The organism is Pseudomonas sp. MC6, assembly GCF_054790575.1.
Window position 1 is genome coordinate 1,854,709 of the sequence record NZ_CP186504.1, and the last position, 26,896, is coordinate 1,881,604.

The 26,896-nt window shown below is 59.0% G+C and carries 22 protein-coding genes; 15 read left to right on the top strand and 7 right to left on the bottom strand.

Going from position 1 to position 26,896, the window contains the following annotated elements; genetic code table 11:
• Positions 1 to 25 precede the first annotated feature (25 nt).
• The 4 genes from ACOYXE_RS08360 (at position 26) to ACOYXE_RS08375 (ending at position 3,658) form a co-directional block, all read left to right on the top strand.
• Positions 26 to 952 (top strand): LysR family transcriptional regulator, encoded by a 927-nt coding sequence (locus tag ACOYXE_RS08360; RefSeq protein WP_460928670.1) that lies wholly within the window; start codon positions 26 to 28, stop codon positions 950 to 952.
• Between the two features lie 99 nt (positions 953 to 1,051).
• Complete coding sequence (locus ACOYXE_RS08365; RefSeq protein ID WP_123450049.1) at positions 1,052 to 2,518, top strand: nucleobase:cation symporter-2 family protein; 1,467 nt, start codon at positions 1,052 to 1,054, stop codon at positions 2,516 to 2,518.
• Positions 2,519 to 2,585: 67 nt separating this feature from the next.
• On the top strand, positions 2,586 to 3,059 hold the full coding sequence (locus tag ACOYXE_RS08370) for an LEA/WHy family protein (RefSeq protein WP_160057733.1): 474 nt from the start codon (positions 2,586 to 2,588) through the stop codon (positions 3,057 to 3,059).
• Between the two features lie 53 nt (positions 3,060 to 3,112).
• Complete coding sequence (locus tag ACOYXE_RS08375; protein ID WP_460928673.1) at positions 3,113 to 3,658, top strand: GNAT family N-acetyltransferase; 546 nt, start codon at positions 3,113 to 3,115, stop codon at positions 3,656 to 3,658.
• Between the two features lie 135 nt (positions 3,659 to 3,793).
• Here ACOYXE_RS08375 and ACOYXE_RS08380 read toward each other — a convergent pair whose 3' ends face one another.
• Positions 3,794 to 4,717, bottom strand: coding sequence for a carbon-nitrogen hydrolase family protein (locus ACOYXE_RS08380; protein ID WP_460928675.1), 924 nt, complete (start codon positions 4,715 to 4,717; stop codon positions 3,794 to 3,796).
• 84 nt (positions 4,718 to 4,801) lie between these two features.
• Between ACOYXE_RS08380 and ACOYXE_RS08385 the strand changes: the two genes are divergently transcribed.
• Positions 4,802 to 5,710, top strand: coding sequence for a LysR family transcriptional regulator (locus ACOYXE_RS08385; RefSeq protein WP_460928677.1), 909 nt, complete (start codon positions 4,802 to 4,804; stop codon positions 5,708 to 5,710).
• A gap of 4 nt (positions 5,711 to 5,714) precedes the next feature.
• On the opposite strand, the gene ACOYXE_RS08390 is transcribed toward ACOYXE_RS08385, so the two are convergent.
• Positions 5,715 to 5,969, bottom strand: a complete 255-nt coding sequence (locus ACOYXE_RS08390) for a hypothetical protein (RefSeq protein WP_007917411.1) — start codon at positions 5,967 to 5,969, stop codon at positions 5,715 to 5,717.
• A gap of 154 nt (positions 5,970 to 6,123) precedes the next feature.
• Between ACOYXE_RS08390 and ACOYXE_RS08395 the strand changes: the two genes are divergently transcribed.
• Positions 6,124 to 6,441: an ElaB/YgaM/YqjD family protein gene (locus tag ACOYXE_RS08395; protein WP_007917413.1), complete on the top strand. Its 318-nt coding sequence runs from the start codon at positions 6,124 to 6,126 to the stop codon at positions 6,439 to 6,441.
• Positions 6,442 to 6,620: 179 nt separating this feature from the next.
• Here ACOYXE_RS08395 and ACOYXE_RS08400 read toward each other — a convergent pair whose 3' ends face one another.
• Positions 6,621 to 7,661 carry an Ldh family oxidoreductase gene (locus ACOYXE_RS08400; RefSeq protein WP_160057729.1) on the bottom strand — a complete coding sequence of 347 codons (1,041 nt, stop codon included), beginning with the start codon at positions 7,659 to 7,661 and terminating at the stop codon, positions 6,621 to 6,623.
• A gap of 216 nt (positions 7,662 to 7,877) precedes the next feature.
• Between ACOYXE_RS08400 and ACOYXE_RS08405 the strand changes: the two genes are divergently transcribed.
• Positions 7,878 to 12,716: a dermonecrotic toxin domain-containing protein gene (locus tag ACOYXE_RS08405; RefSeq protein WP_460928679.1), complete on the top strand. Its 4,839-nt coding sequence runs from the start codon at positions 7,878 to 7,880 to the stop codon at positions 12,714 to 12,716.
• Between the two features lie 67 nt (positions 12,717 to 12,783).
• Here the strand turns inward: ACOYXE_RS08405 and ACOYXE_RS08410 are convergent, their stop codons facing one another.
• On the bottom strand, positions 12,784 to 13,053 hold the full coding sequence (locus tag ACOYXE_RS08410) for a PepSY domain-containing protein (RefSeq protein ID WP_160057727.1): 270 nt from the start codon (positions 13,051 to 13,053) through the stop codon (positions 12,784 to 12,786).
• 152 nt (positions 13,054 to 13,205) lie between these two features.
• On the opposite strand from ACOYXE_RS08410, the gene ACOYXE_RS08415 reads away from it, so the two are divergent.
• Positions 13,206 to 14,207 carry a FecR family protein gene (locus ACOYXE_RS08415; protein WP_160057726.1) on the top strand — a complete coding sequence of 334 codons (1,002 nt, stop codon included), beginning with the start codon at positions 13,206 to 13,208 and terminating at the stop codon, positions 14,205 to 14,207.
• Positions 14,208 to 14,263: 56 nt separating this feature from the next.
• Here the strand turns inward: ACOYXE_RS08415 and pvdQ are convergent, their stop codons facing one another.
• Positions 14,264 to 16,576 (bottom strand): bifunctional acylase PvdQ, encoded by a 2,313-nt coding sequence (gene pvdQ / locus ACOYXE_RS08420; RefSeq protein WP_460928681.1) that lies wholly within the window; start codon positions 16,574 to 16,576, stop codon positions 14,264 to 14,266.
• Between the two features lie 1,485 nt (positions 16,577 to 18,061).
• On the opposite strand from pvdQ, the gene ACOYXE_RS08425 reads away from it, so the two are divergent.
• Positions 18,062 to 18,439 carry a fe2+ zn2+ uptake regulation protein gene (locus tag ACOYXE_RS08425; RefSeq protein ID WP_077572726.1) on the top strand — a complete coding sequence of 126 codons (378 nt, stop codon included), beginning with the start codon at positions 18,062 to 18,064 and terminating at the stop codon, positions 18,437 to 18,439.
• 18 nt (positions 18,440 to 18,457) lie between these two features.
• Here ACOYXE_RS08425 and ACOYXE_RS08430 read toward each other — a convergent pair whose 3' ends face one another.
• On the bottom strand, positions 18,458 to 18,646 hold the full coding sequence (locus ACOYXE_RS08430) for a hypothetical protein (RefSeq protein WP_460928684.1): 189 nt from the start codon (positions 18,644 to 18,646) through the stop codon (positions 18,458 to 18,460).
• Between the two features lie 158 nt (positions 18,647 to 18,804).
• Between ACOYXE_RS08430 and ACOYXE_RS08435 the strand changes: the two genes are divergently transcribed.
• From ACOYXE_RS08435 to ACOYXE_RS08460, 6 genes are all read left to right on the top strand, one after another.
• A complete protein-coding gene (locus ACOYXE_RS08435) occupies positions 18,805 to 18,945 on the top strand; it encodes a hypothetical protein (protein ID WP_007918111.1) in 141 nt (46 codons plus the stop codon).
• Positions 18,946 to 19,221: 276 nt separating this feature from the next.
• On the top strand, positions 19,222 to 20,469 hold the full coding sequence (locus ACOYXE_RS08440) for an MFS transporter (RefSeq protein WP_160057725.1): 1,248 nt from the start codon (positions 19,222 to 19,224) through the stop codon (positions 20,467 to 20,469).
• Positions 20,470 to 20,480: 11 nt separating this feature from the next.
• A complete protein-coding gene (locus ACOYXE_RS08445; RefSeq protein ID WP_160057724.1) occupies positions 20,481 to 21,611 on the top strand; it encodes a LuxE/PaaK family acyltransferase in 1,131 nt (376 codons plus the stop codon).
• A gap of 1 nt (position 21,612) precedes the next feature.
• Positions 21,613 to 24,009, top strand: a complete 2,397-nt coding sequence (locus ACOYXE_RS08450) for an acyl-CoA reductase (RefSeq protein WP_160057723.1) — start codon at positions 21,613 to 21,615, stop codon at positions 24,007 to 24,009.
• 43 nt (positions 24,010 to 24,052) lie between these two features.
• The gene (locus ACOYXE_RS08455; protein ID WP_160057722.1) at positions 24,053 to 25,354 is read left to right on the top strand and encodes a phenylacetate--CoA ligase family protein; all 1,302 of its coding nucleotides are present in this window, start codon (positions 24,053 to 24,055) and stop codon (positions 25,352 to 25,354) included.
• Positions 25,342 to 26,280 carry a GNAT family N-acetyltransferase gene (locus ACOYXE_RS08460; RefSeq protein ID WP_160057721.1) on the top strand — a complete coding sequence of 313 codons (939 nt, stop codon included), beginning with the start codon at positions 25,342 to 25,344 and terminating at the stop codon, positions 26,278 to 26,280. Before ACOYXE_RS08455 ends, ACOYXE_RS08460 begins: the two co-directional genes overlap by 13 nt.
• Positions 26,281 to 26,340: 60 nt before the next feature.
• Here the strand turns inward: ACOYXE_RS08460 and ACOYXE_RS08465 are convergent, their stop codons facing one another.
• Positions 26,341 to 26,868: a hypothetical protein gene (locus tag ACOYXE_RS08465; protein WP_160057720.1), complete on the bottom strand. Its 528-nt coding sequence runs from the start codon at positions 26,866 to 26,868 to the stop codon at positions 26,341 to 26,343.
• Positions 26,869 to 26,896 lie beyond the last annotated feature (28 nt).

The window sequence follows — 26,896 nt, forward strand, 5'->3', positions numbered from 1 at the left end:
CCTGACTTTATCCCGGAGTAATGTGATGTTGGGTCAATTGCACGACGTCGATTTGCAGCTGTTGCGCTTGTTTGTGCGGGTGGTCGAGTGCGGTGGCTTCAGCGCTGCCCAAGGTGATCTGGGCCTGAGCCAATCGAGCATCAGCCAGCAAATGGCCAAACTGGAAACCCGCCTTGGTTACCGTTTATGCAGCCGTGGCAAGGCTGGTTTCAGCGTTACGCCCAAGGGCGAGCAATTGCTGATCGCGGTGCGTGCATTGTTTGAATCGATCGAAACCTTCCGCCATCAATCCAACGGCGTCGCCGGGCGTTTGATCGGTGAAGTGCGTCTGGGGATTTCCGAGTCGGTCGATCAATCGGTATTGCAACGGGTGGCGGTGGCGATCCGGCGCTTTCGCGAGCGTGATGAGTCGGTGCGCATCGAACTGATCAGTGCCATGCCCGGCGAGATGGAACGGTTGTTGTTACAACAGCGGCTGGATCTGGCCATCGGTTATTTCTCGCAAGTGCAAAGTGCCTTCGACTATCAGCAGTTGTTCAGCGAAACCCAGCATCTGTACTGCGCTGCCGGCCATCCCTTGTTTACCGATGAGAAGCCCAGCGATGCAGCCTTGCAGACCTGCGATCGTGTCGATCACCCCTATCGGTTTTTTCGCAGTGACGAACCGTTTCAGGGCAAGGTCTGCTCGGCGCGCTCGGAGCAGGTTGAGGGCACGCTGACGTTTATTCTGTCCGGCAAACATGTGGGTTATCTGCCGGATCACTATGCACGGAGCTGGCAGGAAAAGGGCCTGTTGCGGCCAATTCGTGAGGGCGAGTTGAGTTTCGAGGTGGCGTTTCATCTGGCCCGGCATCGGGCGCAGGTGCCGGGGGATGCGCAAAAGGCGTTTGAAGAAGATCTGCTCAGCGCATTTGCATGCATCGATTTAGCGGGCAACACCCGAAAAACCTGACCTTTCAGGCAGTTATTGCTCGTTGCCCTCGCCGCCCTCTTCCGGCATCCTGCGCCTCCATTTTCTGACCCGGCCCCGCCTCGCGGCGCGCAAAACACCATGACCGCCTCTGAAAAAGCCCCGCGCAACAACGACCTGATCTACGGTCTCAACGACCGCCCACACCTGACTGCCACCGTGTTTGCCGCGCTGCAACACGTATTGGCGAGCTTCGTCGGCATCATCACCCCGACCCTGATCATGGGCGGCGCCCTCGGTCTGCACAGTGAAATCCCCTACCTGATCAGCATGGCGCTGTTCGTCTCCGGCCTCGGCACGTTCGTTCAGGCCAAGCGCTTCGGCCCGGTCGGTTCGGGATTGTTGTGCCTGCAAGGCACCAGTTTTTCCTTTATCAGCGTGATTCTCAGCGCCGGGTTCATGGTCAAGGCTCGCGGTGGCGGCACCGATGAAATTCTCTCGACGATCTTCGGCGTGTGCTTTTTCGCCGCCTTCATCGAAGTGGTGTTGAGTCAGTTCATCGGCAAACTGCGCATGCTGATCACCCCGGTGGTCACCGGCACCATCATCACGTTGATGGGCCTGTCGCTGATCAAAGTGGCAATGACCGACATCGCCGGCGGCTTCGGCGCGCCGGATCTGGGTGCGGCCAGCCATGTGTTTCTGGCGGCGCTGGTGATCGGCACTATCGTCGTGTTGAACCGCGTCGACGTGCCGTTTCTGCGCTTGGGCGCGATCGTTATCGGCCTGACTTTGGGCTATGTGGTCGCGTGGCTGATGGGCACGGTGGATTTCGCCTCGATGCCCGAGGTGCCGTTGGTCAGCGTGCCGGTGCCGTTCAAGTACGGTTTCAACTTCGACTGGGTGGCGTTCGTGCCGGTCGCGGTGATTTTCCTCGTGTCGCCGCTGGAGGCTGCCGGTGATCTGACCGCCAACTCGATGATCTCGCGGCAACCGGTCAAAGGCCCGCTGTACATCCGCCGGATCAAATCCGGCCTGCTCGCCGACGGCCTCAACTCGGCGATGGCTGCCGTGTTCAACAGCATGCCGATGGTGACCTTCGCGCAGAACAACGGCGTGATTCAGCTGACCGGCGTGGCCAGCCGTTACGTGGCCTTCTTCATTGCCGGTTTGCTGGTGCTGCTGGGGCTGTTCCCGATGATTGGCGCGGTATTGCAACTGATGCCGAAACCGGTACTCGGCGGCGCCGAACTGGTGATGTTCGGCACCGTCGCGGTGGCCGGGATCAAGATCCTCGCCGAGGCCGGCCTGCATCGGCGCAATATGCTGATCGTGGCGATTTCGCTAGGCATGGGCCTGGGCATCGCGGCGGTCCCGGAAGTCCTGCGCGAGTTGCCGCAAGCGCTGCGCAACATCTTCGAATCGCCAATCACCGTCGGTGCGTTGTGCGCTATCGTGCTGAACATCTTCCTGCCGGAAGAGTTCATCGAGCTGGAAGAAGACGATTTCGATCCGGAAGCTTCAATTCTTCAGGTCATGGAAAACCCGGACATGCCGGCCAAAGGTGAACCTGCCCCAGCGGCGGCTGTCGCACAGTTGAACCGCTAACGTCTGGCCTTTGCTAGAAAGGGCTGAGCCGGAGACGGTTCAGCCCTTTTTTGTTGAGAGACTGTTTATGCGCCGCTTCCAAGCCGTCATTCTGTCACTGCTCCTGCTGTCGCTCAGCGCCTGTGCGCTATTCCCCAACCGTGATCCGGTCAACATCAACGTGGTCGGTCTGGAGCCGTTGCCGAGTCAGGATCTGGAAGTGCGCTTCGCCATCAAGATTCGCGTCCAGAATCCCAATGAGACGGCCATCGACTACAACGGCATTGCGCTGGATCTGGAGGTCAACGGCCATTCACTGGCCTCGGGTGTCAGCGATCAGAGCGGTTCGATCCCACGCTTTTCCGAAAGCATCGTCACAGTACCGGTCAGCATCTCGGCGTTCTCGGTGCTGCGCCAGACCTTGGGCCTGAGCCAGACGCAAACCCTCGACAACCTCCCCTATGTGCTGCGCGGCAAGCTTGCCGGCGGTCTGTTTGGCACCATGCGTTTTGTCGACAGCGGCAAGCTCAGCCTGCCCAAGGCTACCGCCGCCACCTGGTAAAAATGCGCTAACCTGCTTCGTTCATTGAAGACATTCAGGGAGGCTGCAGGTTTATGGAAGACATGCCGACGCTGTACACCGAACGACTGATCCTGCGCCCATTGCAACTGGCCGATGCCGACGCCGTGCAGCGCGAATTTCCGCATTGGGACGTGGTGCGCTATCTGAACGCTGCCGTGCCATGGCCGTACCCGGAGGACGGTGCCCTCGCCTATCTGCGCGACATTGTCTTGCCGGCGGTTGCGGCGGGCAAGGAATGGCCTTGGACGATCCGCCTGAAATCGGCACCGGAACTATTGATCGGCAAGATCAGCCTGATGGATCAGGCGGACAACCACCGCGGCTTCTGGCTGGCCCCGGCGTGGCAAGGCAAGGGCTTAATGACTGAAGCCAGCGCGGCGGTGACCAATTACTGGTTCAACGTTCTGCAACGCCCAGTGATGCGCGTGCCGAAAGCGGCGCCGAACATCGGCTCGCGCAAGCTCTCGGAGCGCGCGGGGATGCGCTTGATTCGGACCGATGAAGGCGATTTCGTCGGTGGGCGTTTCCCTCGGGAAATCTGGGAAATCACCCGCGAAGAATGGCAGCAACGCCACTGACTCCCAGACACACCACCGATCCATTGTAGGAGTGAGCCTGCTCGCGATAGCAATCTGTCAGTTAACGATTATGGTGTCTGGCAGACCGCTATCGCGAGCAGGCTCACTCCTACAGGTTTTGTGTCAGCCAGTGGGTTATGTGTTGAATCGCACCCCGGGTTTGGTGCGTTCATCCACTGACAACTCAAACACATCCGGCCGCGCATAGTGGCCGACCACATCGTAGTCATAGCGCGCACGCACCAGTTCATCGGTGTCGATTTCAGCCGTGAGCAACCCCGCCTCCCCGCGCAACGGCCCTGCCAGTATGTCGCCCATCGGCCCGACAATCACGCTGCCACCGGCAATCAGCGGTCGCTCCGCCGGCCAATTGGCAATCTCCACACCCATTTCATTGGGCGAAGCCTGCACCTGACAGGCACTGACTACAAAGCAGCGGCCTTCATGAGCAATGTGGCGCATGCTGACTTGCCACATTTCACGCTCGTCCACGGTCGGCGCGCACCAGACTTCAATGCCTTTGGCGTACATCGCCGTGCGCAGCAGCGGCATCATGTTTTCCCAGCACACCACGGCGCCGAGCTTGCCAACCGGGGTGTCGAACACCGGCAAGGTCGAACCATCGCCCTTGCCCCAGATCAGCCGCTCGGTGCCGGTGGGCATCAGTTTGCGGTGTTTGCCGAAGAGGCCGGCCTGCGGGTCGAAATACAGCGCGGTGCAATACAGCGTGCTGCCGGAGCGTTCGATCACACCGATTACCAGATTAGCCCCGGTGCGCGCCGACAGGCCGGCCAGTGCTTGGGTCTCGGCACCGGGCACGTCGATCGCATTGGCAAAATAACGGGCGTAGGCTTCACGCCCTTCCGGCAGGCGATAACCCAATTGCGTGCCGAAACCCTCGCCTTTCGGATACCCGCCCAGCAGCGCTTCGGGCATCACCACCAATGCCGCTCCGGATTCAATGATCGCGCCTTCCCAACTGAGAATCTGTTCCAGAGTCGCGTCTTTGCCTTCGGGCAAGGCGCCGATTTGCAGCGCAGCAACGATTGATTTGGCCATCGCGGTAACTCCATCAGGTTCAGTGGTTGCTGATTCTGCGGCGTCACGCGATCATGAATAAAGCCCCGCTCGCTGCTGAATGATATGAGCCAAATGAATATCGCCACCGTCGACCTCAATCTGCTGAAAGTCTTTGAAGCCCTGCATGAAGAATCCAGCGCCAGCCGCGCAGCGTTGCGTCTGGGCGTCACGCAATCGGCGGTCAGTGCGGCGCTGCGCCGGTTGCGCGAGGTCTACGGCGATCAGTTGTTCGTGCGCACCGGCCGCGGACTGGCGCCGACGCTCCAGGCCAATCAATTGAAACCGGTGGTCAGCGAAGCGCTGAACAAATGCCGGCAGAGCCTGGCAATGGTCGACCCGGCGGCCAACCAATACGAGGGCCGTTCGGTCACAGTCGGGCTGTCGGATGACTTCGAGATTGCCTACGGTCGCCGCCTGATCGAGGAAATTGCCCGCAGTGCGCCGAAGCTGCGCCTGATCTTTCGTCAGACCCACAGCCAGATCGTCGCCCGCGCGCTGATGGAGCGCAGTATCGACCTGGCAATCACTGCTGGTGGCTTTGCCGAGCGTTTGCTCAGCCGTCAGGTGTTGGGCGAAGGTGGATATGCGTGTCTGGTCGATCCAGCGAGCCTTGCGCCCGGTCAGCAGTTGATTGATCTTGAGGCATTCGTCGCCCGCGAGCACATCCTGGTGTCGTCCGGCGGTTTTATCGGGATCACCGATGAGGGCTTGGCGGCGCTGGGCCTGAGTCGACGGGTGTGCGCCTCGACCACGCATTTCGCCGCGTTGCCGTATCTGCTCAAGGGCAGCCGGGCGGTGGCGACGATTCCGGCGCATGCCGCCGAAAGCATCGCAGCACTCAGCGGTCTGGCGCTGCTGCCCTGCCCGCTGAAGTTGCCGCGCTATCCGATCGAACTGGGCTGGCGCACCAGCACGCAGATCGATCCGGTGGTGGTCAAAGTGCGTGAAGCGATTGCCGCGACGTTCAGTTGAGGCGTTACTTGTTGGCGGCCATCAGGCGATTGACTTCACTGCGCACCATGTTGGCGAACTCCGGCGGCGACATGCCGTCCAGTTCCGCGCGGACCCACTCGGCCCATTTGCCTTTGCGCTTGCCGCGCTCGCCGAACAAACGCGCGGCTTCGCCTTTGGCTTTGCCCAGATTGTTCTGCCAGAGTTCGAACAGACGGGATTTCTCGTCTTCCAGCGCAGCGCGCTCTGCGAGGGATTTGTCGGCCAGATTGAAACTCATGGGGAATTATCCTGCTGCGTAAAATGGCGACATCTTACACGCTCGACGGAAATCTCCCGCGCAGGTTTTTCTTTCTGGCCTAAATTCAGTGCAACTTTTCAGCAAGCGCCACACTCCATTGATCACTGTCCATTCAACTGCAAGGAGTCACCCAATGGCCCGCAAATCCGCCGTGCAAGCCGCCGAAGATCAAATCAAGGATCAGGCCTTCAGCGAACTTCAGGCTCTGATTCAAGAGTCCGACAAACTGCTCAAGAGCAGCGCCTCACTGGTCGGCGAAGAAGCGGAAACGCTGCGCGGACAAATCGCCCTGAAACTGCAGCAGGCACTGGATTCGGTCTCGAGTGTACGTGACCGCACCAAACCGGCAGTCGATGCCACCGAAAGCTACATTGGCGGTCATCCATGGCAGACCGTGGCGATCTCCGCCGGTTTCGGTCTGGTGGTCGGTTTGCTGCTCGGCCGTCGCTGAGTCAAACGCAAACAAAAAGGCGAACCCACTGGGTTCGCCTTTTTTATGCCTGCCTGATTTTTGCTGTTCAAATCCTGAATTCAGCTCGGTATCCCACGTCGGCGTACCTCGCCCATTCACCGCGGTCAGTCCCCTCTCCCTCCGGGAGAGGGTAAGGGTGAGGGGCCTTTGCTCTTCGCTCACACCCCCGCCAACTCACGCAACTGCGCCAATGTCTGCCCATCCAGCACAATCCCCTCCGCCAGCGACTTGCTGCGCTGCCAATGCCGACGATCCCCCGGCAAACGCTTGAGCCCGACGCCGTGCATCTGCCGCACCAATTCCCCACTGCGCTCGGCAAAACTCTGCCCGGCGGCTTTGCTCGGGTCGATGACGATCAACAATTGCCCGGTCCACGGCGTTTTCGCCCCAGGATGATTGGACCAGTCGAACTCGAAAGAAAAATTCCCCCCGGTCAGCGCTGCGGCCAACAGTTCGACCATCATCGACAGCGCCGAGCCTTTATGGCCGCCAAACGGCAACAACGCCCCGCCCTCAAGAATCGCCTTGGGATCCTGAGTCGGTTGACCGAGGCTGTCCACGCCCATCCCGGCCGGCAGCCGCTCACCTTTGCGCGCAGCAATCTGCACGTCGCCATGGGCGATCGCACTGGTGGCGAGGTCGAAGACAATCGGCGCCGCACCGGCCCGTGGCGCGGCGAACGCGATCGGGTTGGTGCCGAACAGCGGCCGGTCGGCGCCGTGGGGCACCACGCAGGTCATGCTGTTGACCACGCTGAGCGCCACCAGACCTTCATCGGCAAATGGCTCGACGTCCGGCCACAGTGCGGCGAAGTGGTGAGAGTTGCGAATCGCCAACACGGCAATCCCGGCGTTGCGCGCCTTCTCCACCAACAACGGCCGGGCGGCGGCAAGTGCCGGTTGAGCGAACCCGTTGCCGGCATCGACACGGACAAATCCCGACGCGACATCTTCGACGTGTGGCACCGCTTGGCCGTTGGCCCAGCCGCTCTTGAGGGTCGAGACATACCCGGGCATGCGGAACACGCCATGGCTGTGGGCGCCGTCGCGCTCGGCCCCGGCGCAGTTGGCGGCCAGTACTTGCGCGACGTCGGCGGAGGTACCGTGGCGCAGGAAAATCGTTTCAAGCAATTGCGTCAGCGCTTCGAGGGATAACGAGGACGAGACAGCAGAGGACACCTGATCGTGTGGCGCAGACATCTGAAGCTCCAGAATGATTATTGGAGGGAACAACAGCGTACGGACGACTTGCTCGCCGATTAACCATGCCCTGACAACTGCCTGTCAACCCTTGGCCGTGAGATCAGCAAACTTCGCCGCCAGTGCGATAACTATCTACCACCGACGCAGCACCTGTGCTTTGTAGGCTGGGCCTCACTTGCGTGCCGAACACGCGCGCCCTACCGAGGCTTGATCATGTCTGAACCGGCGTCCCCCCTGTTTTTCTCCGAAACCTTGAATTCGCCCGGCTTGTGGCCATCGCTGCGCAAAACCCACGGCCTCGACGAGGCGGACTTCAAATGGCTCGCCCATATCAAACTGGCCACCCATGCGATGCGCAGCAAACAATCCCCGCCGATGCATGCCCAACGTATCCGCCTCAATGCCGGCAAACTGGCCCCCGTCACATTGGCGGGCAGTTTTATCCTCAGTGAAAACGCAGAGGACAAACGAGCGATTCTCTACACGCCCTACGAGGGCATCAAACAATACGAAGACCTGAAAACCCTTAAAACCTTGCTCGAAATACGCGTGAACAAAGCCGATGAAGAGGATGACATTCTGGCGTTTCTGGCGTTATCCGAGCGCAGAAACGTCGCCGAACAGAGTGGCATTACCCTGACCTACGAAACCCTCGACGGCGATATTTTCGACACCCAGATCGAAGTTGTTCGCGCCGCCCAGCGCCTCAATGCCGAGGCTGTACTTGGCGAATTGAAGCAACTGCCATCGCTCTCGTCCCTGCTGGAAACAATCCTCGATAATCTGTTGCGCGAGGACTTTCCCAACGTCCGCCAGGCCCTCACCCGGGTGAATTTCTATACCGATGCGTCTGCCGGCGACACCCGCTCCACGGCGGTAGCGAACAAGCATTGGCACGCCTCCATGAGTTTAAGCGAAGCACTGCTGATGTTTTATCGGCACCCGCAATGGCCTGCCGAGCAGTTGCACGAATTCTCCAACCCCGGGCGCGCAGCGTTTGCCGGCGATCAGGCGCTATGGGAAAACGCGCTCAAGCAAGCCTCGGAAAAACTCCAGGTGCTGCTGTTTGGCGAAATGGAAAAATACTGGAGCTCGCCGGCCATCGCGGGATCCGCGCGCCGCGCTTTTTTCAGTCAGGTACTGGAGGAACAGGCTCGCGCCGAACTGTTGATCAAACGCGAAAGCGGGATCATCGACGCCACGCAGTTCGCCATATTGCATCACATCATCAAACCCACAGCGGTGCCGGCACGCCGCCCGACCATCGAGAACGTGCGCTTGTGGGAGTACGAGCCCAATTACGTCGAACTCGCGGGATCGTTGATGATCACTCAAGCCAACGCGTGCCTCTACACGCCGACCATGGGCCTGCAAGTCCTGCACGATTATCTGGATCTGAAAAACACCGTGTTGAGCAAATTCCGCGCCCCCGGTCACGAGGATGAGCTGTATGGGCTGCTGAACCTCGAAGAGCGCAAACGCTTCGTCGGCTTCGACCACCCGCATGTCACCGGAGAAAACATCGGTGGCGAGACCTTCAAAGTATTGTTCGAAGCCATCATCACCAAGCAGCGGCAAAACATTGCCTACGCCACGCAAGTGTTCCGGCAAAGCGATGGCACCGTGGATATCCATGCTCTGTTCGACAAGGCCTTGGACATCCGCGCGATGGTTCATGAGCGCTTGCTGGAACTGGACGCCGGCGAACGCTGGTCGACCCGGCCGGTACTGGCCGGCGTCCAGCAGCCGTCCGTGGTGCTCGCCCACAAGGCAGAAGAGGTGATTCGGTCCTTTTCGGGAATCGATGCCTTGCTCACGGGCATGTTCAGAAGCCAGCCGTTGGTGACGCCGACGTTGCAACGGCGCTTTCTTGAAAACATGAAGGACAAACTCGCCCACTCACTGTTTGTCGGCGTCACAGGGGAAGCCGCGCTACGAGTGCTCAGTGGCTCGCTCGACACGGCTGCGCAGGCCATTGTCGATACCGTGTTCCATCCTGATCAACCGAGCCGTGACACTCGGCGTTCACTCAATGGCTTTCGCCCTGACGCCTGGTCGCTCACAGTGCAGCACCCCAAGACCCAGGCGCCACTGCCACTGGCTCACTGTGTCTTGCTGACCGAGCGCGGTGGTCTTGACGACGTGCATTCAGGTCGGGCGATTGTGTGGACGCCCGCTCAGGGGCTGGAAGTTTTCCCGAGAGTTACCCGTGCGCGACGGGCACTGGAGCGACGCCTGAAGGACAGTGTCGGACGCCTGTCGCTGCTGGAAAACCTGGCCCCCGAGGACTGGCTGTTCCATCAGGACTACACCTTGGGCGCGTTGCGCCTGATCGAAGACAATGTGCTGCACAACCGCGTGCAATCCGGCATTGAGCACTTCCTTGCGCGTTGCGATCGCGCGCGCGAGTGGTTCAAAGACCAGTCCGGACTGACTCCGACACTCAATGGTCTGAAAAAAACGCCTATTGCTACCAACCTGCTGCGCGGCATCGACCTCGCCAAGGCGATCAATCAACAGCAGTCACTTCCCGCCTGGCTCGGCATGGCGCAAGTCGAAGAGCAGCAAATGCACCTCGAACTGCTGGAGCAATGGCGTCACAGCGTCGTCGACCACAAGGATTACCTCAGCGGCCTGACCGCCCTGCCCGACTACGTCAACAAAACGCTGAAAACGCTCCTCGATGGACGATTTCCCGGGCAGCAACTCGACCCGCAGGACATCGAGATCATTCCCAACCTGGCTTTGGCGGGTCCCGCCCGCATGCTGAGCGAATTTGCCCTTAACCACGTCAACATCGCCCAAGGCACAGGCTTCTCGGTCATCTCGAAAACCGCGAAAGCGTTGCCGCCTGATCTCGATCAAAACGCGGTACGGCAACTGTTGCTGTCACTGGATATACCGACGACCTACGCCAACGCCGTGACCGCCGCGCTGTCGGCTGGCCACGCCGAGGCCGACGAACGCCAACAGCGTTTCTTTCGCCAGTTGCCCTGGCAATTGCTGCAGCACGCCCATGAACTGAAGCTACAACAACAGTTGTCGAGTGGTGCGTTCGATCAACTCTGTCAGGTGCTCGACATGCCGGACGGCATTGCGCGTGCCGCGGTTGAGGGCGCCCATGCCATCGTCTCGCCTTTGTCACTGATCAAAACCGCCGGCGCCAGCGCGGTGCAAACCCTGGGTCTGTACGTGATCGGCCCCGGCAAGGGCCATCCAGGGCCACTGGTGCTGTACGCGCCGTATGCCGATCAGGTGCTACGAGAATTCACTGACGAGGCCAGCCTTATCGCCGCGGTAAACACGCCGGGCGTCTTTCAGGATCTGCTGATTCGCCGACTGCCGGCCGCGCAGCAATCGGTGTTTACAGGGTTATTGCAATCGAGCGAGGGTGAAACCAGTGAGATGACTGTGTCGAGCAACGCCATCACCGGCAATCTCCTGCACAGGTTCTACGCGGACAATCTCAAGCTCCTGCCCCAGTTGCTCGCCTGTCAGTTGAAGAGCCATGCACAAGCCGACTGGGAGGCTGCGAAGCACCTGTTCAGTCGAGGTTTCCAGGTAACCGCAGGGCTGCTGCCGGGCAAAATTTCGTACGTAACGTTTCTATGGCAGGCCTACAAAGCGTTCAAGGATTCGGCGGAAAACCTGCAGGATCATCACTGGTCTCGCGCGTTGAAGTCGTTTATCGAAGGTGCCATCCAGATGATCAGCCTGGGGCGGCTGAGTATCGAGTCCACGGAAGCCACTGCTGCAGCGACGACTACCGCGTCCCCGCCTGAAGAGAGCGACATTATCGACACGACCTCCAAGCCGCCCGCGCCAGCGCCCGCTGCCTGGTCGCAGCTGAAGATCACTTCGCCCTGGCGCACTGAACTGCAGACCTTTGAAACGCCCGCCGTGGCACTGGAAGACCTCAAGCGCCAGACTAAAAAAGGCACTTTCGAAGACCCGGTCAGCAGGCGTACTTACACCGCCGTTGATGGCAAGGTTGTGCAGATAAAACAGCCAGGCGCCATGTGGCAGATGGTCAATGACGGCATCGCCGGCCCGTCATTGACCCAGGTGGGATCGCGACTTTTGCTGGCGCCCGACCGCCATGCGGTGCATTACGGCAAAGCCATGTCGACCTTGTACAAACGCTACAGTGTGAATCAGGATCGCCGTGCCCTGATCAATATCGAGGCGATGGGCATGAACGAAATCCGGCGCAATTATCCGCATAAGGCCCGTGTTATCCAGCACGCCGTCGACCTCGCCCGTTTTTATGCTTTCAACTGCCTGCATAACCTCGCGCAACTGAAAGCCAACGTACCCGGTACGCGGCTGGACGGCTTTCTCAGGGTGTTTTTCGGTGTTCCCCAGGTTGATCTGAACCTGCTGAGCAAACTCAACACAGCGATCGTGCCCATCTGCAAGGCGTTGGTGGACCCTGACGATGACCTGATGAATACCGAACGCTTCGTGGTCGGCTCCAACACCTATTTTTCCTCGATCATTGCGTTTGTGCTGAACAACGACGACCAGAAAAAAGTGCATTTCACCGAGAACTTCTTTCACCCGCAACTCGATGGGTACAAACCGGTCATGCCTGCCGATTTCAACATTGATGGCCATGCCCAAGCGGCGACACTCATCCACGAGTTTGCCCATCAGTTTTCCAACGCTGAAGATATCGCTTCGCTGGAGGCGCGCCGACCGTTTCACGACCTGATCACCACCCTCACCTCATATGGGCGGGCCATTCAGGAGGAGCTGGTGCGGTTCCAGGCCGATGCCCTGTCCATCACAACACCTCGCGATGAACTGTTTGCGCGATGGAGCAGGCAAGAAGATTCCTTCGTAGACCTGGATCAGTTTGTGGGGGGCGAGGACCTCGGCAAGGAAATCCTCACATTGACCCGCAGCCCTGATATGGAGAAGGCTCGGGATGCGTTTCTGGATCAGGGTTCACCCGATGTTCGTATCGACGTGATCTTGCGCAACGCTGATTCGATTGCCCGTTTGGTCTGCGAAATGGGCCGGCAACTTGACCCGGTGCCGCTGCCCTGAAACAGGCGCAAAAAAAAGGCGCAGGTCGAAACCTGCGCCTTTTGCCAATCAGCGGCGGGCGCGTTGATCAGTCTTTCTGATCCCGCAGTATATTGCCCGACGCGCCGTCGATGCGGAACTCGTAGACAACGCCATCAGCCTTGCGCCCCTCGCCCTTCCAGTAGCCGTTGTTGTCGGCCTCGATCTCATAAACCTCTACATAACCGGCCTTGGTCTTGATGGTCTCGATGGCTTTTTCGATGGTGATCCAGCCCGCACCCGGCCGATCGGCCAACGCGGCACCAGCGCTGAGCAAACTGGCGGTGGCAATTAACGCTGCGAATGTCTTTTTGATCATTTTTTCACTCCATTTGTGGATAGTGTTCATAAGCGTCCTGCTTTTTGGGTGCCGGAGCGAAAAATAAGTTCCAATTTGATGGGTAAATGCCATGACGGATGTTCTCGGCCACTTCCCGACAAGGTTAGAATGTGCGAAATCAGGACGAGTCAATGACCCAAGACACCCTCTCGGAAGCCGAATACGATGCGATCACCGATGCCGCTGCGCATTGGTGCATGCGTGTGCACGCCGCCGACTGCACGGACGAAGAGCATCGCGCATTCAAGCAATGGCACGACGCACATCCACTGCATGCGTTCGAATATGAAGCCATGCTGGAAATCTGGGACGTGGCGGAACACTTGCCTCGTCCGGAATCTGCGTCAGTCGTGCCAGCCCCGCGACCTTCGCGCTCATGGCGTCAATTTGCTATTGCAGCCGGTGTCTGTGCGCTCGCCCTGCCCCTGGCCGCTTACACTGGCTGGAACCTGGGTTGGCTGCCCGACAGCTATGAGCATTTCGCCGCCACCGATAATGTCCGGCAGGTCACACTGAGTGACGGCAGCCAGATCGAACTGAACCTGAACACCGATCTGACCTTCAGCAATTACAAGGACGAACGCCGCGTCACCCTGAAAAAAGGTGAAGCGTTCTTTACGGTCAGTCACGACACGGCCCACCCGTTTGTCGTCCGCGCAGGCGAAGGCAATATTCGGGTCACGGGAACACGGTTCAACGTCTGGATGTATCAGGACCAGGTGCGCGTGAACCTGATCGAAGGTTCGGTGCTGGTCACCAGCAATCGTTCATTGCCAGGTGACGGCTTGCGCCTCGGCCCGTCGATGCAGGCGCGCTACAAGCAAGGCGATTACATGCCGCAGATCAGCCAGACCTACTCCGATGACAGTTCATTGGCTTGGCGCAACGGCAAACTGGTGTTGGATAACCTCGCGCTGAGCGAAGCACTGCCACTGATCAACCGTTATCTGAGCAATCCACTCGAACTGGCTGATAACAGCACCGGTTCGATTCGCGTGGGTGGCATCTACAACATCAAAGAGCTGAACAACCTCGCCAACAGCCTGCCCAAGGTGCTCCCGGTCTACCTGAGCCGCAACAAGGAAGGTAACCCGGTGATCAACTCGATACCGCAACAGCCGCCAAAAAGCTGAAGGCCGCAACCCTTGCAGGATGCGGCCTTCAGGCTCGTCGCCACTAACGCTCGGGTTTATTGAGCGGCAACGTTCCCCGCCTTGTCCAACGTCTCACGAACAGTCTGCACCTGATACTGCGGATCAGCCTGAATCTGCTGTTCGGTGAACGGCAACACACTCCACTGCTTCTTCGAGAACGCCTCGGTCTGGTCCCGCGAATACTTCGACGCAGGATCGCTCGACAGCGAGAACGCCAGCAGCCCTTGGGCGTGCGGGCCCTTGTCGTCAAAGGTCACGACTTGCAGGTAGCTGGTGCCACTGACCACTTCGAGTTTACCGTCCTCACGGGGCACGCTCTGGATGGCGTTGTAGATTCCCAGGGTAGCCGGCCCGCCGTGAATCGGCGTCTGTTGCCCGCCACTGCTGACCACCTGGATATCACCCCAGCGGGTTTGCGGCTTGAGACCCATTTTTGTAGTCGATTCGACCGACGCCAGCATGGCCTCACGCAATGCCTTGGCCACCGCCGGCTGCTCGACGGCCAGGCCACGCGGAGTGTGTTGCGCATCCTTGGGATCGAACGCCACGCGCCAGACATCCGGCGAAGCCTGCAACGCTTGCATGATGTTCTGGAAGTGCACCAGGCCCACACCCGAATCGAGATTGGCCCGGCCATCCCAGGCCTTGAGGCTGACGCAAACCGGTTTAAGGGCCTGAGCATCGGCGCCAAGGTCAGCAGCACAGAACTTCAGTAGATCCGGCACCACTTGCGTCGCCAGATACACCTGATCGTCCATCACCATCTGCTGCAGATCCTTCACCGCCAACGGCCCTTTCTTGCTCAGCGTGCTCAAACGATCCAGAGCAAACCGGGCGCGCAAGCCCAGCGGCTGGCCATCCTGACTGATCAACGGCGAGAAACCGGTTAGCGGTTGCGCCGGGTTGGCCAGCCATGCCGAGTCATTGGAGTGCTGGACGAAATCCTTGCGCAGCAGTTGCGGCAGTTGGCTGGAGGCATAAATGCCTTTCTGTGCAGCTTGCGGGTCGATGTCCCATGCGCACGCACTGTTGGAACCGTCCAGCACGATCATTTGTGTGCCGATACGCGGGTCGCTGCACTTGGCTAGCTTCTCGGCGTTGACGTTTGGCACCACCGACAGGTTCATGTACAGCGTCTGGCCCTTGTCATCGACGGCCAGGGTGTTGACCCACGGAATACCCTGAATCTTGTGCACCGAATCCTGCAGCTCCGAAAGTGTGGACGCCTGATTCATCGTGTACCACTGGTTCAGCACCCGATCATTGTCGATATTGGCGTCGCGCAAGCTGTAGGCGAACTGGTTGTCCCAGTCGAGCTTGCCCGGCCATTGCACAATCGGCCCGAATTGTGAGCTGTAGACATCACGCGAGACCGGCACCACTTGCCCGTCGGCCTGTTTCACCTGCACGGTGACGGTCTGCTTGTTCAATGGCAGAGATTTGCCATCGAGCAGATAGCGCGTGGAATCCTTCGGATCGAGTTGCAGACGATAGAGTGTGAAATGTTTCGATGAATCGACCGTGTGCGTCCAGGCCAGGTGCTGATTGAAGCCGATATTGATCATCGGCAGGCCTGGCAAGGCAGCGCCCATGACGTCGAGCTTGCCCGGAATGGTCAGGTGCATCTGATAAAAGCGCATGCCACCGACCCAAGGGAAGTGCGGATTGGCCAGTAACATCCCGCGCCCGTTGAACGAGCGCTCGCTGCCCACCGCGACAGCGTTACTGCCACGGTCCAGGGCAAAACGCTGCTGACGCGCATCGGCCAACTGATAGGCCTGCGAGTTTTGTTCGATTGCGGCGCTCGCATGCGGCGGTGTAGCACCCGCCAAGGCCTCGGCGAACTGACCAACACCGCCCTCGACCAACAGACGGCGGGTCAGCTTCACCAGATCTTCCGGTGCAATCTCTCGCACCCACTCGCCCTGACACTGTTGCGGCAAGCCTTGCGGACGGCGCTCGGCCAGATAACGGTTGTAACCGGCCGCATAGCCCTCGACCAGATCACGCACCTGCGCAGGTTGCGCCTGCCAGAATGCTCTGACCGCTTCAGGCGTATTGAGCCAGGTAAAGAACACATCGCTGACGCGGTTTTCGCGTTGTTCGACGGTGAACTGATCCGGGCCGAAGTAACGTGAGCGCTGGCCGTTGACCGTCACGATCTCGTTGGCCAACAGGCACAGATTGTCCTGCGCATAGGCATAGCCGATGCCAAAACCCAGCCCGCGCTCGTCTTGCGCGCGGATATGCGGCACGCCAAAAGCAGTGCGGCGAATATCGGCGCTGACATCCGTGGCCGGGCTAAACGCATGGGCTGAACAACTCAGACCAAAAACCGTGCTGGCCACTGTAAGTTGCAAGCTGCGAGCGACAAGCTTCGAGCAAAAGCCATATTTGACATTCGAACCGAAGTTTTCAACTTGCCGCTCGAAGCTCGAAGCTTGCAGCTGCTTCAATCCCGTTAACTGTCTGGAAATAATCACGCTCGCTCCTGATCGACATGCCAAAGAGCGGGTCCGGCGCTGACGCGGACCCACCCTGGAAACACCCACGCGTCCACGCGCAATGAGCCTGTCGAAGAAACGAAGTCAGAGGAAAAAATTTAGGCTCTCCACGCAACCCCCCAAAGCGGAATCAAAAGCCCCTCACCCTAGCCCTCTCCCGGAGGGAGAAGGAACTGACCGAGGTGATTGCGAGAGATACCGCGACATGAAATACCGAGCCGCACTCGAATTCGGAGCAAATCAAAAGCCCCTCACCCTAGCCCTCTCCCGGAGGGAGAGGGAACTGACCGAGGTGATGGCGAGAGATACACCGACATGAAATACCGAGCCGCACTCGAATTCGGAGCAAATCAAAAGCCCCTCACCCTGGCCCTCTCCCGGAGGTAGAAGGAACTGACCGAGGTGATGGCGAGAGATACCGCGACATGAAATACCGAGCCGCACTCGAATTCGGAGCAAATCAAAAGCCCCTCACCCTAGCCCTCTCCCGGAGGGAGAAGGAACTGACCGAGGTGATGGCGAGAGATACAGCGACATGAAATACCGAGCCGCACTCAAATTCGGAAGCAAATCAAAAGCCCCTCACCCTAGCCCTCTCCCGGAGGGAGAGGGAACTGACCGAGGTGATGGCGAGAGATACAGCGACATGAAATACCGAGCCGCACTCAAATTCGGAAGCAAATCAAAAGCCCCTACCCTAGCCCTCTCCCGGAGGGAGAGGGAACTGACCGAGGTGATTGGGGAAGCTGCGCCTACATAAAAAACCGAGCCGCACTCGAACCCAGAAACAAATCAAAAACTACACCCTCCCCGCTCCTCACCACTCAACAGGATGAGCGTTAGCTCGGCTGCAGCTTTTGATCTTGCCGTGCTGGCCCCTTCGGCAGGCTGAGTGGAGGGATTTATCCGGGGGTGGGAGCGCAGCGACCGTTCGACGAAGTCGAATGCATCGAGAGGAGGTGCAGCGAAGCAAACCGTAGGCGATGCCCCCGGATAGATCCCGTAACGAAGGAACCCGAGCCACGGCGAGGGCCGAACGCCGGGGCCCAGACCTTTGGTTCCTTTGGGGCGTTTGCCAAAGGGACTCGCTGTAAGAGCGAAACCGCCAGCGGCAACACCCGCAGCAACGGATATTCCCCCAAAACCCAACAGCATGGTCGGCCCAAAGGCCGCCAAGGCCAACCCAATTCCAACCCGCAATCACAAGAAAAAGACAAACCCCCGACAAATTTTCTACATTTTTTCTTTCATGATTTGTCGTGCTGAAACGTCTTGTTTAGAGAGAGCAAAAAAACCCTCCCCGATCAGGCTCTGAAAAGGAGTAATCGCATGTACAACTCGCAACTACCAACGGACGGTAGCCAGGCACCCAAAGGAGTTTCCATGAGCCCCCACGCGAGCGATTTCGGGCAACGCGTCGAGCGTCACGGTAACGAACGCATCCGCTTGCTGCTGAAAAGTTTCGGGCTGCGCACCAGCCTGATTCGTCTGAAAGTCATTGATGCCCTGCTGGTCGCCGCACAAAGCGAGCGGCGTCTGGGCGTGCGCGGCGTCCACAGCCAATTGCTGGACCTGGATATTCCGCTGTCATTCCTCAGTGTGCGCGAAGTGCTAAAGCGTCTGTGCGCCGAAGGGGTGATCACCTTCAATGAAGACAAGAGCTACAGCCTGCATCCACAGGCTGCGGCAGTCCTCAACAACGATTGAAGCGTGCGGCAAACGCCGTCAAGGCTTGACCTTGCGGCGCATGACGCCGTTGATGACGACCACGATCACCGCCACACCGATGGCGACGAACTGGAAAGTCTTCTCCGAAATCATGCCGGCGTTTTGCAGCCAGGACAGACCAAGCATGATGACCAGGACCGACACGGCGATCAGAATCGAATAAATCAAGCGTTGCTTGTGGGTCATTACGGCTTCCTGAAACGTTGAAATGTATCCGTTTTGTATCCGTTTGCATGCCATGCACATACCGTTCTACGGGGATGCGCCGCTGCAATCGGGGTCTCATGTTACAGCCGATGAAGAGTTTTGGCTTCATGACGGCGTAACCATGAGGAATTTTCAAAATGCTGCGTCGAATCACCTGGCTGATTCCCGTTCTTGCCCTGCTGACCCTGAGTGGCTGCATCATCTTCCCCCACGGCGGCTGGCATGACGATCACCACCGTTATTACCAGGGTGGCCCTGGTTATTACCAACATCGCTAGAACAGGATTGTTCGCCCTGCCCGCTTACCCACAAACAGATTGAGGCAGGAAATCAACAAGCCCGATCAACTTCAAACAAAGCCCGCCCTGTTGCGGGCTTTTCTGTTTTTTGCCGACGGCTTCTGGCGCGCAGTTGAAACTTGCCTGACAAGCAAAGCGGACTTGCTAAACAAGTTGCAAGCATTTGAAATCTAATGTCGCAGCAAAAGAATAGGTGACACAAGCCTCTGCAACTAGTCTCTGCCAACTTTCTCCCACTTACTGACAGGGACGTTTATGCAGAGAACACTTATAGCGATCGGGCCACGGCAAGTACTCGGATTTTGTTTGGCACTGAGTGCTTTTGAACTTCTGACGTATATGGCAAGTGACTTGATCATGCCAGCCATGTTGGGTGTGACAACAGAACTTCAGGCCGATGTACGACATGTTCCAAACGCGTTCAACTTGTATCTGATCGGCGGAGTCTGCCTGCAATGGCTGATTGGGCCGCTGTCCGATCAATGGGGCCGGCGGCGGGTACTGTTGATCGGCTGCGCATTGTTTGCGGTGGCCTGCGCAAGTGCATTTGCCACTCAGAACATTGAAACCTTCAATCTGCTGCGACTGTTGCAAGGCATGGGCCTGGGTTTCGTGGTCGCGGTCAGTTATCCCGCCCTTCAGGAAGTATTCTGCGAGGCCGATGCGGTGCGCTTGATGGCGCTGCTCGGCAATATCGCGCTGCTTTCACCGCTGATGGGGCCGCTACTGGGCATTGTCTTGCTGCAGTGGCTGTCTTGGCGCGAACTGTTTCTGGGCTTGGGTTTTGCCGCATCAATGGTCTGGCTGGGGCTTTTCGTCTGCATGCCGGAAACGGTCGGGGTCACTCGCCACGATGGGCAAGTGCAGGCCGCCGTACGTTTTTCCTGGCGCCAGACCGGTCAGCGCTACCGAGCCCTCTTGAGTAATCGTCGCTTCCTCGCTGCCAGTCTTGCACTGGGGCTCATGAGCCTGCCGCTGATCGCCTGGATCGGCCTGGCACCGTTGCTGCTGATCCAGCTGCTCGGGCTGACGCCGCTGGAATATGCCTTGTGGCAGATTCCGGTTTTTTCTGCCGTTATCACCGGCAATCTGATCCTCGACCGCTTGCTGGACACGCATTCTTTGTCCCGGTTGATCCGGTTGGCGCTCTGGCCTTTTGGTCTGGGTCTTATGGCATTGATCGCCTGCGCGCTGTCAGGTGCCGGACTGGGCGCAGTGGTTGCCAGTCTGGGGCTGTACGCGGTCGGGCTGGGAATGAGCAACGCTGCGCTGTATCGGTTGGCGCTGTTTGCCAGCGACGACAGCAAGGGGTTGGTTTCGGCGCTGGCCGGCATGATTTCGATTGCGGTGATGGGGCTCGGCGGCTCCCTGATTGCCGCCATCGGCGGCGGCACCCAACTCGAACTCTTCGCACTCTGCGCCGCCTTCAGTGGCCTGATGTGCCTGCCCCTGTTGCACGGCTTGTTGCAACGCAAACATCCCGACTCCGCCTCTACTCAATAAAGGAGTATTGAATGAATCAGTTCCCCGCCAGCGATGCGCTTTGCGCATTGCCACACCCCTATTGCCCGGCTTCCGTGCCAGCAGGCCTGTTCGATCAGGCCATGACCGAGATCAGTCGCTTTCATTGCCAGCACACTCCCGGCTATGAACATTGGCTGAACGCCAACGGCCTCGATGTGAAGGATCTGGACAGCCTCGATGACTGGTCCCGGCTCCCGCCGATTCTGGCCAATTTTTTCAAGCAGCAAATGCTGCTCAGCCCCACCGCAGAGAATGCCCTGGAACTGACATCGTCCGGCACCAGTGGCCAAAAAAGCCGCATGCGCTATGACCCGCGCAGTCTGTCGGCCGCGCAGTTCATGGTCGAGCGAATCTTTAGTCATTACGGTTGGCATTCAGCGCAGACGCCGTGCAACTACTTGCTGCTGAGCTACGAACCGCAGGGAGCGATCACACTGGGGACGTCCTTCACCGACCAATTTCTCTGCCGCTTTGCGCCCGTCAACCGAGTTGTCTACGCCTTGCGTTGCAACGGCGATGGCCACCAGTTCGATGTGTTCGGGGTCATCGCGGCTCTGCAATCGTTCGCCGAAGAAGGCCTGCCTGTGCGCATTTTCGGCTTCCCGGCGTTTCTTTGGCAGACCTTGCAGCAGATGCAGGCCACCGGCGTGCCTGCGCTGAAACTGCCAAGTGATTCATTGGTGTTTTTCGGCGGTGGCTGGAAAACCCTCGCGAGCAAGGAAATTCCAAAACAACAACTGTATGGGCGTATCGTCCGGCAACTGGGCATCGAACTGTCGCAGTGCCGCGACGGTTACGGCGCCGTCGAGCATGCGGTGCCCTACATCGAATGTGCCCAGCATCATTTTCATGTCCCCGTTTACGCCAAGGCTTACGTGCGCAATCCGCAGGATTTTTCCATCCAGCCCTACGGTCAGCAAGGCTTGCTGGGATTCGTCTCCCCCTACATCTCGTCCAGCCCCGCGCACGCGGTGGTCATGAGCGATCTGGCGACGCTGCATCCCGGGTCGAGTTGTGATTGCGGCCTCGCCAGTGACTGGTTCGAACTGCAAGGTCGCGCAGGCACCACGGCCAGTAGAAGCTGTGCGATGGCCGCTTCCGAATTGCTGGGGGGGCACTGACATGTACCTGATCAACGGAGAACTGCTAGCAGACGTCGACCTCGACAATGCACTGGCGCTGCTGCATCAGACTTTGCCGCAACACCTCTCTACACCGCTGGACAACGCCACCGTACTAAGCGCCGCCGCACAGTTTGCGCAGCAATTGCACAACGCCGAACTGCCGCTGGACGATGAACAACGCCAGGCGCTGATCGCCTTCTGTCAGCCTCACGCCTTGCAACTCAAGCTTGAGCGCGAACTCGGCGATCAGGCTGAATCGTTGCGACGTGTCGATTATCGGCAATCGCGTTTTGAGCGCTGGAGTCCGCTCGGCCTGGTGGTCCACGTCACGCCGGCCAACGCGCCGCTGCTGGCGTGCTGCGCAATGATTGAAAGTCTCTTGGCCGGCAACATCAACTGGCTACGGCCCAGCAGCAGTGACCAAGGCCTGACGGCGCGCCTTTTACATACCCTGGTGCAATGCGACCCAAGTGGTGAGTTGCGCCATTACGTCGCTGTGTTGCCGGTGGCGACAGCTCAGATCGGCAGTTTGTGCAAAATGGCCAACGGTGTTTCGGCATGGGGTGGCGAAGCGGCGCTGCACGCGATCCGCCAACAGTTGCCGCCCGGATGTCGCTGGATCGACTGGGGGCACCGCATCAGTTTTGCCTACCTGACGCCGGACGCGGCCTCGCCACAGGCGCTGGACGCGCTGGTCGATGAGGTCTGCCGACTGGATCAGCAAGCCTGCTCCAGCCCGCAATGGTTGTTGGTCGATAGCGACGACCCCGCCGTTCTACAAGCAATCGGCGGCGAATTGGCCAAGGCGTTCGAGCGCCGCGCCGGGCAATGGCCGGCACTGATCCCGACGGCTCAGGAGGCCAGCGAAATCACTACCCGCACCCTGATGACGCGCCTGAGCCAGAGTTTTTCCGAGGTGACGGCGCAGGTCTGGAGCGCACCGGGATGGCGGGTGATCTGGAGCCATGATCAGCTGCTTGCGCCCTCGCCGCTGTTTCGCACGGTGTTGCTCAAACCCCTGCCACGTACGCGTCTGGCGCAAAACCTGCTGCCTTGGCGCAATGTTTTACAGAGCTGCGCACTGGTGTGTAACGAAGCGCAGATCGGTGCATTGTCGCGAACATTGATTGCCGCCGGCGTCAGCCGAATTGCGCCGATTGATGCAATCCATGATGGCTACGATGGCGAACCCCACGACGGTGTCTATGCACTGCAACGCCTGAGCCGGCGGGTGTCGGTCAGCGTCGCCGCGACGCAGTTGTCCACCCACATGACCCTCGACCGGCCACCTTGCAAACCGACGATGGCGGGCGTGGCGATCACCGACAAAGAGGCGTTTATCGCGCGACCGACAACAGCAGCCGCGCAACTGTTTTTCCGCTCTGGCGGCAGCAGCGGCACACCAGCGTTGGCGGGATACAGCTACCGCGATTTTCAACGGCAAATGCGCGCAACGGCCGACGGGTTGTTTGCGGCGGGGCTCGATCCGAGCCGTGACAAGGTGATGAACCTGTTCTTCAGTGGGGGTCTGTACGGCGGCTTCTTCAGTTTTGCCAAAGTGCTGGAAACGCTGGGTGTCAGCCACCTGCCAATGGGCGCTCCCGCCGACGATGACTACCGCGATATTGCACAAGTCATTATCGAGCAACAGGTCACCGTGCTGATCGGCATGCCCAGCACCCTGCATCGTTTGTTCCTCAACGAACAGCAGCGCCTGAGCCGTTATGGCGCCATCGAAAAAGTCTTTCTCGGCGGTGAACACATCAGTGATCAGTGCCGCGAACTGTTGCAGCGCTGTGGCGTTGCCAGCATCCGCTCGGCGGTGTACGGCAGTGTCGATGCCGGCCCCTTCGGGCATGCCTGCGCCGCGACCGGCGATGGTGTGTTTCATCTGATGGACGCGATCCAGCATCTGGAAATCGTTGCGCTGGAGGAGGACGTACCTGTCGTTGGCAATGAAGTCGGCCGTTTACTGTTCACCTCAAAAGCACGCGAAGGTCAGCAGGTACAGCGTTATGACGTCGGCGACACGGGGCGCTGGTTGCCCGGCGATTGTCCGTGCGGGCTGAGTTCGCCGCGTTTCGAGTTGCTGCAACGGCACGGCAGACTGCTGCGTATCGGCACCGATTTCATCTGCCTGAACGAGCTCGCCAAACACCTGCAAGCACCGTTTCAGTTACATCTCGATCACGCCCCTGATGGCCTCGAACGCCTGCTGATTCGCAGCCCCGCTGCCCCCGCCGACATCCTCCGCCGACTGGAAGGCTACGTGACGCTGGCGACCCTCGTGCGAACCGGGCTGCTCACCGTGCAAGGGCAAACCTGCGAGCCACAACAGTTCGACAGAAACAGACACAGCGGAAAGATACCGGCAGTGGTCGACGCTCGCCGCTGAAGGCCAAACATCGTCCATTATCAGAACAATTAAAGAGAACACCATGAACACCACACTTGAACTGAACAAGTTGCTCGCCTTCGCCCGACAGCACTCAACTTATTACGCCAGACATTGGCAAGGCGTTAAGCCGCAGATCAGCACACTGGATGAACTTCCGCCGATTGATCCGCAACAATACTGGGCCAGCAGCAATAACTTCGATCAATGGCCAGTACTGACTTCAACGGTCGAACGCGCACTGGTGTTCAAGACTGGTGGAACAACCAGCGCGGGTAAGCTTTCGGTATTCACTCGTGAGGAATGGCAGACACTTGTGCGCGACTTCGGGCGCCATCTGGCGAGCCAACTCAATCCGGGAGACCGGGTTGCAAATCTGTTTTTTGTCGGCGATCTGTATGCCAGTTTCATCTTTATCCACGACGCCTTGGCGCACGAAACATCGGGTATTACCGAATACCCCTTCACCGGCGACGTCGACTTTACGGTGCTGGCTGACTCGATCCGCCAACACCGGATCAATGTGTTGGCCGGCGTGCCTGCACAACTGCTGACCTTCGCCAGCGTGCTGGAGCGCCAGGGACAAACCCTGGTCGAGGTCGAAAGCGTACTTTACGGCGGCGAAAGCCTGTTCGCCGGGCAATTGCAGATGTTGCACCGAGTGTTCCCCAACGCACGGATCGCCTCCATCGGCTACGCCAGTGTCGACGCAGGGTTCATCGGCGCCACAAGCCGCGATTGTGCCTTGGGCGAACACCGCATGCTGGCCAGCCACAGCGTGCTGGAAATCATCGACGAGCACACCGGTGAAGTGATTGAAGAATGCGATCGCACCGGGCGTTTGCTGATCACCAACCTCACTCGTCGGCTTATGCCATTGATTCGTTATCCCGTGGGTGACCTCGCCTGCTGGCGAGAACCGGCCACGGCGCCCATGCGCAAATTTGCCCTGATGGGTCGCAGCATGAGCAGTCAGCGCGTACGAGTCAGCAGCCTGACCCTGCTGATCGAAGACATCGACACAATCATTCAGCGCAATACCGTCAGCGACGACTGGCAACTGGTCATCAGCCAATCGGCAAACGTCGATATCTTGTGTCTGAAGTGGGTGCCCGAGGCGCTGAAACCCGAGACGACTCAGGCCAGTACAGCCTTGCAAAACGGCTTGATCGAACATTATCCGCTGATCGCGCAACTCTGTGCTGATGGCCAACTTGAGCTACAGGTCGCCCATTGCACAGCCGATGAGCTCGCTCGCCATCCGCGCTCTGGCAAACGCCAACGAGTCGTCGACCTTCGCGACTACAACGCCCCACGTCCGGAGCAACGCCCATGGACAACGTGACGCTGCGCAGCTATCGCCGCTCCGATGCCGCAGCGGTCAGCCGTCTGTTCCGGGAAGCCTATGGTGACCATTACGTGCAGCCGCACGTGTATATGCCGCTGATGATCAACCAGAACCACGGCGATGGTAGATGGCATTCACTGGTGGCGGAATCCGGGAAGAAAATTCTCGGCCACGCCACGTTGTGCAGAAATGTGGGAACGCGCACGGCGGAACTGGCGTTGAGCGTGGTCCATCCTTCAACACGCGGGCAAAACATTGCGACGCAGTTGGGCATGCGGCTGTTGATCCATGCCCAGGCACTCGGTTGCCACGGCGTGACCATCAAACAGGTGACGCAGCACCCCTACACACAACGCATGGCTGACCGCCTCGGTTTTTGCAGCACCGGGTTATTGCTCGACTACGTACCCTCACCGTTTGGCGAGCCACTGCCGGAGTCCATCGTCATCGGCTACACCCCTGTCGAAGGCTATCGCCGCCCGCTCCCGGCATTGTCCTGGCCGCAAAGCTGCCACGATTTCATGGCGCATTTGTGCGGCATATACGGGACCCAGGAAAAAGAGGCGCTTTGGGTGGGAGAGTCGATGCAGGTTGAACAATGCTCAGGGCGTTATGACGTGATACTGAAAAAACTCGACGCCGGCTTGCTTCAGCAACTACGACGACTGCCCGAACACTGGATGATCTCGATCAGACTCAGGCTGGCAACGGGTTTCGCCAGTGCCGTGGAAAGCCTCTCGGCGATGGGTTTCGTCTTCACCGGGATTGCCCCGAATGAACGTTGCGCGGGATGGCTGGCGTTGTTTCATCGTGGATATCAGCCGCGTACGCTGGAGTTGCGCTGCCCGCACATCCAGCGACTGCATGATCAGGCGCAACAACACATTGCCCCGAGCGCCAGCGAGGCGCCGCCGCTGTCTTGAACCAAAAGTCTTTACCTCGACCAGCCCGTTCAAGCGTTGGACGGGCTACACCGGTGGGGCTCAAGCCTTGGCTTTGACACCCTCGTCGGCCGGTTTCGCGGCGTTGCCTTCACCGTAGGTCTTGAGGTTCTGCAGAACATAGATCGCTTTCTTGAACTCGGGAATCAGGTTCTTGCCGTAGGCGTTGCCATTGAGCCCGTTGGTCTGGATGGCATCGAGTTGGGTGGCGAAATATTCCAGCGCATTGAATTTCGCATCGACATCGGTCGTCACGCCGAAACGGTCGAACTTGTCACCGGCGTTCATCAACGTAAACGAAGTGATCTCGGAGATCAGCCCGCGGCCACGCAGAAACGCGCTCAGGTTACCCAGTTGTTTGACCGACACATTCGCAGGATCAAAACCCTTGATCTGCTTGCGCAAACCCTGCTTGTCCATTTCAGCAGTATTCAGTGCGTTGGGATCGTTGCCGACCATGGTCAGCATCTGCTGCACCTTGACGCTCTGGGCCACCTGTTTTTTTGCGCCGGTGTTACGAACCAGAACCCCTGCCTTGCTCTCCCAACCACCGACAATACCGATCGTCATGAGAAGACTCCCTGTGAAATGACCACGA

What these genes read in the sequence shown, in the direction of transcription:
- ACOYXE_RS08405 (WP_460928679.1), top strand. Translation starts at nt 7,878, where the DNA reads ATGTCTGAACCGGCGTCCCCCCTGTTTTTCTCCGAAACCTTGAATTCG.
- ACOYXE_RS08435 (WP_007918111.1), top strand. Translation starts at nt 18,805, where the DNA reads ATGCTGCGTCGAATCACCTGGCTGATTCCCGTTCTTGCCCTGCTGACC.
- ACOYXE_RS08460 (WP_160057721.1), top strand. Translation starts at nt 25,342, where the DNA reads ATGGACAACGTGACGCTGCGCAGCTATCGCCGCTCCGATGCCGCAGCG.
- ACOYXE_RS08430 (WP_460928684.1), bottom strand. Translation starts at nt 18,646, where the DNA reads ATGACCCACAAGCAACGCTTGATTTATTCGATTCTGATCGCCGTGTCG.
- ACOYXE_RS08450 (WP_160057723.1), top strand. Translation starts at nt 21,613, where the DNA reads ATGTACCTGATCAACGGAGAACTGCTAGCAGACGTCGACCTCGACAAT.
- ACOYXE_RS08375 (WP_460928673.1), top strand. Translation starts at nt 3,113, where the DNA reads ATGGAAGACATGCCGACGCTGTACACCGAACGACTGATCCTGCGCCCA.
- ACOYXE_RS08455 (WP_160057722.1), top strand. Translation starts at nt 24,053, where the DNA reads ATGAACACCACACTTGAACTGAACAAGTTGCTCGCCTTCGCCCGACAG.
- ACOYXE_RS08440 (WP_160057725.1), top strand. Translation starts at nt 19,222, where the DNA reads ATGCAGAGAACACTTATAGCGATCGGGCCACGGCAAGTACTCGGATTT.
- ACOYXE_RS08400 (WP_160057729.1), bottom strand. Translation starts at nt 7,661, where the DNA reads ATGTCTGCGCCACACGATCAGGTGTCCTCTGCTGTCTCGTCCTCGTTA.
- ACOYXE_RS08380 (WP_460928675.1), bottom strand. Translation starts at nt 4,717, where the DNA reads ATGGCCAAATCAATCGTTGCTGCGCTGCAAATCGGCGCCTTGCCCGAA.
- ACOYXE_RS08425 (WP_077572726.1), top strand. Translation starts at nt 18,062, where the DNA reads ATGTACAACTCGCAACTACCAACGGACGGTAGCCAGGCACCCAAAGGA.
- ACOYXE_RS08365 (WP_123450049.1), top strand. Translation starts at nt 1,052, where the DNA reads ATGACCGCCTCTGAAAAAGCCCCGCGCAACAACGACCTGATCTACGGT.
- ACOYXE_RS08445 (WP_160057724.1), top strand. Translation starts at nt 20,481, where the DNA reads ATGAATCAGTTCCCCGCCAGCGATGCGCTTTGCGCATTGCCACACCCC.
- ACOYXE_RS08360 (WP_460928670.1), top strand. Translation starts at nt 26, where the DNA reads ATGTTGGGTCAATTGCACGACGTCGATTTGCAGCTGTTGCGCTTGTTT.
- ACOYXE_RS08465 (WP_160057720.1), bottom strand. Translation starts at nt 26,868, where the DNA reads ATGACGATCGGTATTGTCGGTGGTTGGGAGAGCAAGGCAGGGGTTCTG.
- ACOYXE_RS08415 (WP_160057726.1), top strand. Translation starts at nt 13,206, where the DNA reads ATGACCCAAGACACCCTCTCGGAAGCCGAATACGATGCGATCACCGAT.
- ACOYXE_RS08385 (WP_460928677.1), top strand. Translation starts at nt 4,802, where the DNA reads ATGAGCCAAATGAATATCGCCACCGTCGACCTCAATCTGCTGAAAGTC.
- ACOYXE_RS08410 (WP_160057727.1), bottom strand. Translation starts at nt 13,053, where the DNA reads ATGATCAAAAAGACATTCGCAGCGTTAATTGCCACCGCCAGTTTGCTC.
- ACOYXE_RS08395 (WP_007917413.1), top strand. Translation starts at nt 6,124, where the DNA reads ATGGCCCGCAAATCCGCCGTGCAAGCCGCCGAAGATCAAATCAAGGAT.
- ACOYXE_RS08390 (WP_007917411.1), bottom strand. Translation starts at nt 5,969, where the DNA reads ATGAGTTTCAATCTGGCCGACAAATCCCTCGCAGAGCGCGCTGCGCTG.
- ACOYXE_RS08370 (WP_160057733.1), top strand. Translation starts at nt 2,586, where the DNA reads ATGCGCCGCTTCCAAGCCGTCATTCTGTCACTGCTCCTGCTGTCGCTC.